The organism is Candidatus Jordarchaeum sp., assembly GCF_052745115.1.
On record NZ_JBRAKS010000153.1, the window covers coordinates 1 to 9086 of the forward strand.

The following is a 9086-nucleotide window of genomic DNA, read 5'->3' on the forward strand; positions in this document are numbered from 1 at the left end:
TTAAAGTCCAAGAATGGTATTATTTATCATTAAATCTTTCTACTGTTGTGAACCCCACAGCCTATCCCCAGAAATAGAAGTGAAAATAAATTCAATAAACCCCAGGCCCGACAGAGAGGAAATCGGAATCCTAAGATGGAAACTGCAACTCGCCCCCGAAGAAGAAGTCAAAATGACCTACGAATACAACGTGGAATGGAACAAAAACTACACCGTAACCGGACTACCCTAACACGGTCATAAATTCCAAACCTCCCCTATTTTTATATTTTCCTTTAAACCCATTTGCATGAGGTTAATTGATGAAAATAGAGTATGCACAGATAGAGGATATGCCACAAATCCTAGAACTACAAAAAATAGCTTACCGGAGCGAAGCCGAATTACACAACGATTTCACCATCCCCCCCTTAACCCAAACCTTAGAAGAGATAAAAAACGATTTTCCCAATCAAATATTTCTCAAAGCCGTAATCAATGGTAAAATAATCGGATCCATAAGAGCGTACAAGAAAGATGAAACTTGCTATATTGGAAGACTAACAGTACATCCCGATTATCAAAACCAAGTAATAGGAAAAAAACTAATGAGTGAAATCGAAGCCATTTTCAAAGACGCTAAAAGATTTGAATTATTCACAGGCCACAAAAGTGAACGAAACTTTTATCTATACCAAAAAGGCGGATACAAGAAGTTCAAAACTGAAAAAGTAAATGAAAACCTAAAACTAATATACATGGAAAAATTCCAAAAAATAAAAAATTAACAGATTTTTATTGCCAAATAAACCTATTTCGTTAATGTTTTAGAGAAAGCATTTAATTTAACAAATAACATTCTAAAATCAGATTGTACTAGCCCAAATAAAGAGGTAAAGGTGGCACAATGCTAACTGGACATTCAATGCCGATATTGTCTAAGGGTTACAGTAGACATAAAGAGGTAAGACGAACAAACATTATGATTGCAATGATGATTTCTGAAGTTTTAAAAACAATGTTGGGACCTAAGGGAATGGACAAAATGCTGGTAACCGCAACAAGAGAGGTGGTGGTCACAAACGATGGGAAGACGACATTAGATAAGATAAGAGTTTCTCATCCTATTGCCAAGTTTCTTATAGAAGTTGCGAAGACGCAGGATACTATTGCTGGTGACGGCACGAAGAACGTTGTAATGCTTACAGCGGAACTGCTAAAGGAAGCTGGGAAGCTATTAGATCAAAATATTCATCCCACAGTTATAATCAGGGGGTATGATGAAGCTACCAAGAAGACATTAGAGATTTTAGATAGCATCGCAATAGGTGTATCCCTTGAGGACGAGGAGACCTTGAAAAAGGTCGCACGAACTGTTATGGAAGGCAGAATCGTTGCCGATTTGAAAAATCACTTTGCTAATCTTATTATTATGGCAGTTAAACGCGTTGCCGAGGAGAAAATGGGCAAAATAGTCATAGACGTGGAGCACGTTGACTTCACTAAAAAACCCGGGGGAAGCATAACTGATTCGGAATTAATCCAAGGATTGATTATTTACAAAGGAAAACCTCATCCAAGGATGCCACAGAAGATTGAGGACGCAAAAATTGCTCTATTGGAGAGTTCACTTGACCCACTCACACGAAAGACCACGGATTGGAGAAAAGAGTATGTAGTTAAGACCCCAGAGCAGTTGAAAGGCTTCATTGATGAGGAGAAAGAATATAACAAGGGAATTGTGGAGCACGTTAGACGTGCTGGTGCAAGGGTTTTGTTCTGCCGTAAGCGCATCAGCGAATCGATTCTTAATTTCTTTGCTGAGGAAGGAGTATTAGCGTTGGAATTGGTGGGAGAAAAAGATATGACAAGATTGGGAAAAGCAACGGGAGGGAAAATCGTGTCGAGTGTGGATGATTTAACCATGAACGACTTGGGCGAAGCAGGGTTAGTGGAGTTTCGAAAAATCGCGGGTGACGAGATGCTGTTCATAGATCGCTGCAAAGACCCCAAGGCAACCACAATGCTAATCAGAGGAGGAACCGAGCATGTGGTAGAAGAAGTGGAGAGGGTTGTTAGGGGCAGTCTTAAAGCTGTGGCTGTTACAGTCGAGGGCGGAAAAGTCGTCGCGGGTAGTGGCGCTTTAGAAATGGAAGTTGCGGGAAAGTTAAGAGATTTTTCAAGAACATTTAAAGGCAGGGAACAGTTAGCAATAGAAGCCTTTGCAGATGCTATGGAAATTATTCCGAAGACTCTTGCAGCTAATGCCGGATTAGACCCCGTCAATGTTTTGATAGAGTTAAGAACCGGACATGCTAATGGCTGTACACATCTTGGAGTTAATGCTGTAGAACGTAGGGTTGAGGACGTAATGAAGAGAGGCTTGATGGACGCATTCAAAGTCAAACAACATGCAATTAAAGCCGCAAGCGAGGCCGCGGCGGTTATTTTAAGAGTTGACGATTTTATCGACGCCACGAAGCAAAAGGAAATAAAAGGAGAGAAGAAAAGGAAAGAAATGGAACGGAAACGGATCATGGATGAGAGGGTTAGAAAAGTCTTGGAGAAGGAAGAGGAACTGAAAGAGATCGACAAGCGTTTCATAGAAAGTATAACGCATCCAGAAACCATTTAAAAAGAGTATCCTAGACTGGAAGCCCTTATTTTTATAGTGGAAAAATTTTCATTTGTAAGTGGTAGGATAAATAAAAAAATGGGAGGGTGTATTATTCTCTCTTCTACATATCTCTCATTTCGATGAGTTTTTTGGCTTTATCCAGAGCTATGGTTACGTCAGTGGCGTAGCCGTCGGCCCCTACCTCATCGCACCATTCCTCTCCTGGAAACGCTCCGCCGCCAACCATGTATATGTACTTGTCCCTGAGTCCCCTCTTCTTGAGGGTGTTGCCGAGGAGCCTCTGCTGTTGAAGGGTGTTGCTCATCAGAGCTGATGCACCTATTATGTCGGCGTTGACCTCTTCAGCCTTCTTTATGAAGTTTTCCAACGGCTGGTCGGCGCCTATGTTGTACACTTTAAATCCTGCAGCAGAGAAAACTGCTGTTACTATGCTTACACCCAAGTCATGTATGTCGCCTTCCACAGTTCCAATAACCATTGTAGCCAAGGGTTTAGGCAATTGATCCTTCGGAAGTTGTTCCTGTAGCTTTTCAGATGCCTTACTCATAACCTCAGCAGCCAACACCAGCTCGGGGATGTAGGCCTCACCCTTCTCAAACCTCTCACCAATATCGTTGATACCAGCACCAAGACCTTGCGTAATAGCCTCTATAGGGTTAAGCCCAGCGGTAATTGCTTCATCCACAGCAGCCATAGCAGCATCCTCATCATAGGTTGCAACGGCCTTCCCCAATTTTTCCAGGATCTTTTCTTTATCCGCCATTCCTTATTCCACCTTCAGCTTCTCGTTTCCTTCTTTCACGATGACGTTCATTCGTTCAACTACATCCTTCGGCAATGGTTCCGGTTCATGTTTCTCCAATTCCTTTAACTTCTCCCTACAACGAACGTAGACCCATGAAGGCGCTCCGCCTTTGAGCCAATCATCAAAAGCGTGGGTATCTAGGCAGAAAGGTGGGGCGAACATGTTTAAACGTGAAAGGTTATACTTGTGTGTCATCCATTTCTCTCCCTTGGCTCCAACCTCTTTAATCACATCAAGAGCAAGGTTTTCAGGTGTAGGGCTGATCTGATGGAAAGTAGACATCAAATGTTTACCACCCCTTGCTATCTCAGCACAGATAGGTATCAATGCAGGATCAAAGGCTTCTGTTCCACATTGAATAAATATCATATCGGTCCCCAACACCGTTTGCAAAGCCATCCAACTCGAAAGACTAAACGCTTGCTGGTCAAGGCTTGAAGCGAAAACACCCCCATACTGTGATGTGGGAAGTCCGTAGAGTTCGTGCCACAGCTGATTCATGGCGCATGAGCCCAACAAACCATGCGCAGGAAACGCGCTTCCCCTTCCTGTTTTTGGATCCATGCTGAAAACGATGTTGTTTGCTACCGCTGCTGTGCCTGGGTTGTAGAACTGTTGGAGTGCTATCATGAAGAGTACCCCGGCGTGGCTGATGGCGGTGTTTCCGGCGGCCATTGCGGGGCCCTGTAGTGGTGCTGCGGCGGTCACGGCGGGCATTATTGGGAAATGGTGTTTGATTGCCGCCCGGAACAACCAGCTGTTGAACCGGTTTAGCTGCAGTGTTCCAATGTAGTTGTACACGGTCCAGAATAGAGGTCTCTTTCTTAACTCCTCTGCGCCTCCGGCTACTTCTGCACCCAGTCTCGCTACGTAATCGTGCTCTTTGATGTCTGAAACTGTGGTGCAGAGGTGTCCAGCCCACTTTGTGGTGCCCTGAAGCATGGCGTTCATCTTGTTGAGCTCTGATGGCAATCCTTGTTGTCCCTCTTCCGCAGCATCGTAGAGATAGATGTTGTGATCGAATTCATCGATGCCGTCGACGATTTTGGCTCCATACAATGTGTCTTTTGAACTTGCTCTTCTTCGATAAAATGTCTTCTTCGTTTCATCCCATCCAATGTGATCTGTAGCTCCGCTTTCCGGTGCCCAGAACTGTTTTCTTCCGGGTCCCTCAATGACAATGTCCCACTCCGGATCTCTGCCAGCTAATATGAAGTTTCTAGGTGCCTTTTTTACATTCTCTTTAACTACGTGTTCTGGAATCTCTGTGACCAATTTCTTCTCATAGTTAACGCTGCCTCCCATTTTCTCTACCATCTTTAGCAACTCCTCATCGTCTATGAAAACTCCAACGTCGTGCAGAATTTTGTAAGCAGCAGCATCAATAATATCCAAATCTTCCTTACCCAACAACTTCCATAAACCATGTGACGGTAAAGTAACACCAGGTTTAGGCATTTCACATTTTCCTCCATATTTTTAAACTAGTACATGTGCGAACACGTCGCGCGCTCGCAAGTATCTAATCTTCTTTGGCTTTTTAATAAATAAATTTTGTGTTGCACAGTGGTAGATTTGTGCTTGAATATTATCCGAAGACTCATTGAAATTAAATTTAGGAATTGTTGGTGAGTTGTTTAAAGACAGGGCTGATATAGTCCTGGCTTACTAAAAGATACTCTCTTTCATCGGGATTTTTGCCCAGATCTAAATGAACATGTGACACAATAATTGCATAAAAAGAAGAACAGTATATATTTAGCTAATGAAGGCTGATATGACGTTATATGCTCCCTTTTCCTAAAAGGGGGTTTATTTTGGATTCTTTTCCCCGGCGGTTAACGTTCGCCAAAAAAGTCTAAATAGACCTTCTTTCGGGGTTTGAAGTCCTATTATCCGTTATTTCGATCACAGCAGCTAAATGCGTACGAAAAACAAAATTTAATAGTAAAATAAATTAATGAGGATTTATGAAATAGTTTTTTAAAAAAACAGCATTTGAACATGAAAGCTTTAAGATGAGGGGTTTAAATGGATTCAGAAGTGGAAGTTATTTTTCAACCGGAAGGAAAACGTGTGAGAATTAAATCTGGCACTACAATATTGGAAGGAGCAAAACTTGGAGGTGTTGATCTAACCTCAATTTGTGGAGGGCAGGGCACGTGTGGAAAATGCAAGGTCGTAATTGAAAAAGAAGAGAGAAATGCGGGTTCCTTAACCGACCCGGAGAAGGTGCTTCTATCACCAATGGAGATATCTGCGGGCTATAGGCTGGCTTGCTGCATGGCAGTTAATAGCCATCTTACCGTTAGAATTCCAGAGGAAAGCAGAACTGGCCGACAGAGACTTCAAGTCGAAGGAATAGAAACCCCTGTGAAACTTAAACCTCTCATCAACAAATATTTTGTCAAATTACTAACTCCAACCCTCCAAGATCCCAGGTCCGACCTGGACAGACTGTTAGACGAGTTGCAAGTTCGATATGGTCTTGAGAACCTTAAATTAAGCTATAATCTTCTTCAACATCTACCGCTCATCTTAAGGGATAGTGAATGGGAAATAACGGTTGTCGTATGGAACAATGATACAATTATTGGTGTGGAGTCTGGAGACACAACCCACAGAATATTCGGATACGCCGTTGACGTAGGTACGACTAAACTCGCGGGGTACCTCCTAGACCTAAACACGGGAAGGGTGATGGCGGTAGATTCTTTGATGAACCCGCAGATACCATATGGTGAGGATGTAATAACAAGAATCACTTACGCAGAGAGGAGTTTCGATGAGCAGAAAGAACTTCAACAAGCTGTTGTCTCTGGTATAAACCAAATCCTTAATCGCCTCTTAGACAAGACGGATGTGAATCCGGAAGAGGTGTATGAAATGATTGCTGTTGGTAACACCGCCATGCACCACCTCTTCCTAAATATCTGCCCAAAGTATATGGCTTTATCGCCATATCCTCCAGTGATAAGACGGGGGATAAACGTTAACGCAGAAAATATTGGAATGAAAATCAATCCAAATGGTAATATCCATATCCTTCCGGTAATCGCGGGATTTGTTGGAGCGGATGCTGTTGCGGTAATACTGGCAACCGAAATCTACAAGAGAGACGAACTTTGCCTTGCTCTAGATGTTGGAACTAATACTGAAGTTTTTTTGGGAAACAAAGATGAGATATTCGCATGTTCCTGTGCGTCTGGCCCAGCACTTGAAGGTGCTCATATAAAGCAGGGAATGAGAGCTGCCACAGGCGCGATTGAGAAGGTGAGAATAGATCCGGGTACATTTGAGGTTAAATATTGGACTATAGATAATGCTAAACCTTGTGGAATCTGTGGTTCAGCTATGGTGGACATACTTGCTGAGATGTTAAAAGTGGGAATAATTGAAGTTACAGGAACGATGAACAAAAACATTGCCTCACCTAGATTGCGTGCCGTGGAAGGTGGACTTGAGTTTGTGCTATCCTGGGGAAAAGAAACCTCAACCGGAGAAGACATTGTTTTCACACAAAAAGACATCAGAGAAATTCAGTTAGCGAAGGCCGCAATACATACAGGAACCATGGCGCTGATGAGAAAGAAAGGTATAGTTGAGAAAGACATAGACATAGTTTTTATAGCCGGAGCCTTCGGCTCATATATAGACCCTGAAAACGCAAGAATAATCGGAATGTACCCTGAAACACCATTGGAGAAGGTAAGAATTGTGGGAAACGCGGCAGGAACCGGAGCCAGAATGGCTCTAGCTTCCAAAACAGCTAGGAAAACCGCTGAAGAAATATCAGAAAAGGTCACATATGTGGAGCTTGCAGCAGAACCCAATTTTCAAGCGGAATTCTTCAACTCAAATGTTTTGCCCTACGCGGACCTATCGAGATACCCACAGACAAGCGAACTACTCAAGAAGTTGGGTAAATATCCCAAAAAACCTCCAACATACTTTCACTAATACTATTAAAATGATAAATTATACTCCTATTGATATTGCAACGGTACTCTAATGAGAAGTCAAGTATACCAAAAAAAGAGGAAGTGAGGGATTTCTAGAATAGCTCGTCCATATTTACCCACTCAGGATAATACTGATAGTATTCCAGTGGATGAGCCTTCTTAAGACCAATGTAAGTAGCATTAGCCAGCTTAATGACACCTCTACGATCCCTGCTCAGAACAGCAAGCTTCTTCTCCTCAAGCTCCATGAGAACCTCGTCCAGCTCCTCCTCAGTTCCCTTCAAATACCTTAAAAGATCCTCACGGGACATGTACAGTCCTGGATTTACCCGATAGTCCTCAGCAAGCAATTTAAGCACATTATCTTCGCTGATTTTTAACTTCTCCGACTCAGGCACCTGGTCGAACCGATCGATGGGAACCCTCAGTTCTGGATGAATAACTCTCCGCGGAGGCTGTATCTCGCCCTCCATGAGCCTTGTGCCCAACCGGTAGAGAATCATCCGCATAACCTCACTCGTCCCCGCAGCAATCTCCGTAACCTTGGATGCTCTGTACGCTGCTTCAACAGGGTAGAATTTGGTCCATCCGTCTCCACCCATGACTTGCATGGCGTTGGCTGATGTCCAAACGAAGGATTCTGAGGTTAGGAGTTTTGCTACTGTTGCTTCTATGACTGGACCGTATGGGCCTCCGCCTCCGATGTCTAGTAGGTGTGCCGCGTAGTAGACGAGTAGTCTGCTTGTTTTTAGCCGCATTATCATGTCTGCTATTTTGAACTGGTTGGTTTGGGCGAGAAATGTGGGTTGTCCGAACTGGACTCTTCTCTGTGAGTGGAAGTGGGCGAATCTTATAGATTCACGCATCAGGCCGAGTAATTGTGATGAGGCTATGGTTCTTTCCACATTAAGGCCGGACATCATAATGGTCCATCCATCTCCCTCTCCAGCTAGGCGGTTACTTACTGGTACTCGCACTCCGTCTAGGTTTAGGTATCCGTTGAGTAGCCCGTCTCCGCCGCACAGCTCGTTTATTTTTTCGACGGTGAATCCTTTCATACCTTTCTCAATAATAAATGCGGTTAGATGTCTGTTCGCTGCTCTGTCCTTTGGATCCTCGCTTGTTCTAGCGTAGAACATGTATATATCTGCAATTCCTAGACTAGTGGTGAATCTTTTCTTACCGGTGATGATGTACTCGTCTCCTTCAAGCTTAGCTTCTGTTGCCACGGCAGCGGCATCCGAACCAACAGGTGGTTCAGTAATGCATATTGCGCCAATTTTTTCACCGGTCGCCATTGCGGGCAACCATTTTTTCCTTTGCTCGTCTGTTCCGAAGGTTTCAATCTGATGCGCTCCTCCAAACATGCTGCCCCCGTATATTGTTCCTACTACGCCTAGGCGTGAGGCTCCTTCGTTTATGATACATGCGCCAGTTATTGCTAGTTCTTCGCGTAGTCCTCCGTATTTTTTGGGGATTAGTGCTCCGAACCATCCTTTTTCTTTGATTGCGTTCAATACTTTCCATGGGGTTTGTTTCTTCCAAGCGGCTTCTTCGGCGTCTGGATAGTGCTGGTCGGCGAAGGCTTCTACTTCGTCGGCTAGTTTTTTCTGGGTTTCATTCCACCAGGGAAATTTGTCCAAAATTATTCCTCCAAAATGGTTTTATTCAAATTTGAAGCATCTATAATATTAGTCTTTTT

7 protein-coding genes are annotated in these 9086 nt (G+C 43.5%); 4 read left to right on the plus strand and 3 right to left on the minus strand.

Annotated elements, in window-relative coordinates; genetic code table 11:
- Positions 1 to 13: 13 nt before the first annotated feature.
- The 3 genes from ACUVXA_RS11655 to thsA all read left to right on the plus strand — a co-directional run bounded on the left by ACUVXA_RS11655 (position 14) and on the right by thsA (position 2614).
- A complete protein-coding gene (locus tag ACUVXA_RS11655) occupies positions 14 to 232 on the plus strand; it encodes a hypothetical protein (protein ID WP_445871438.1) in 219 nt (72 codons plus the stop codon).
- A 70-nt stretch (positions 233 to 302) separates the two neighbouring features.
- A complete protein-coding gene (locus tag ACUVXA_RS11660) occupies positions 303 to 767 on the plus strand; it encodes a GNAT family N-acetyltransferase (RefSeq protein WP_445871439.1) in 465 nt (154 codons plus the stop codon).
- Positions 768 to 886: 119 nt separating this feature from the next.
- Positions 887 to 2614, plus strand: a complete 1728-nt coding sequence (gene thsA / locus ACUVXA_RS11665; protein WP_445871440.1) for a thermosome subunit alpha — start codon at positions 887 to 889, stop codon at positions 2612 to 2614.
- 103 nt (positions 2615 to 2717) lie between these two features.
- Here thsA and ACUVXA_RS11670 read toward each other — a convergent pair whose 3' ends face one another.
- On the minus strand, positions 2718 to 3380 hold the full coding sequence (locus ACUVXA_RS11670; RefSeq protein ID WP_445871441.1) for a cobalamin B12-binding domain-containing protein: 663 nt from the start codon (positions 3378 to 3380) through the stop codon (positions 2718 to 2720).
- A 3-nt stretch (positions 3381 to 3383) separates the two neighbouring features.
- The gene (locus ACUVXA_RS11675) at positions 3384 to 4880 is read right to left on the minus strand and encodes a trimethylamine methyltransferase family protein (RefSeq protein ID WP_445871442.1); all 1497 of its coding nucleotides are present in this window, start codon (positions 4878 to 4880) and stop codon (positions 3384 to 3386) included.
- 573 nt (positions 4881 to 5453) lie between these two features.
- Between ACUVXA_RS11675 and ACUVXA_RS11680 the strand changes: the two genes are divergently transcribed.
- Entirely contained in the window at positions 5454 to 7382 is a 1929-nt protein-coding gene (locus ACUVXA_RS11680) for an ASKHA domain-containing protein (protein WP_445871443.1), read from the plus strand.
- A gap of 94 nt (positions 7383 to 7476) precedes the next feature.
- On the opposite strand, the gene ACUVXA_RS11685 is transcribed toward ACUVXA_RS11680, so the two are convergent.
- The gene (locus ACUVXA_RS11685) at positions 7477 to 9027 is read right to left on the minus strand and encodes an acyl-CoA dehydrogenase family protein (protein WP_445871444.1); all 1551 of its coding nucleotides are present in this window, start codon (positions 9025 to 9027) and stop codon (positions 7477 to 7479) included.
- Between the last annotated feature and the right edge of the window lie 59 nt (positions 9028 to 9086).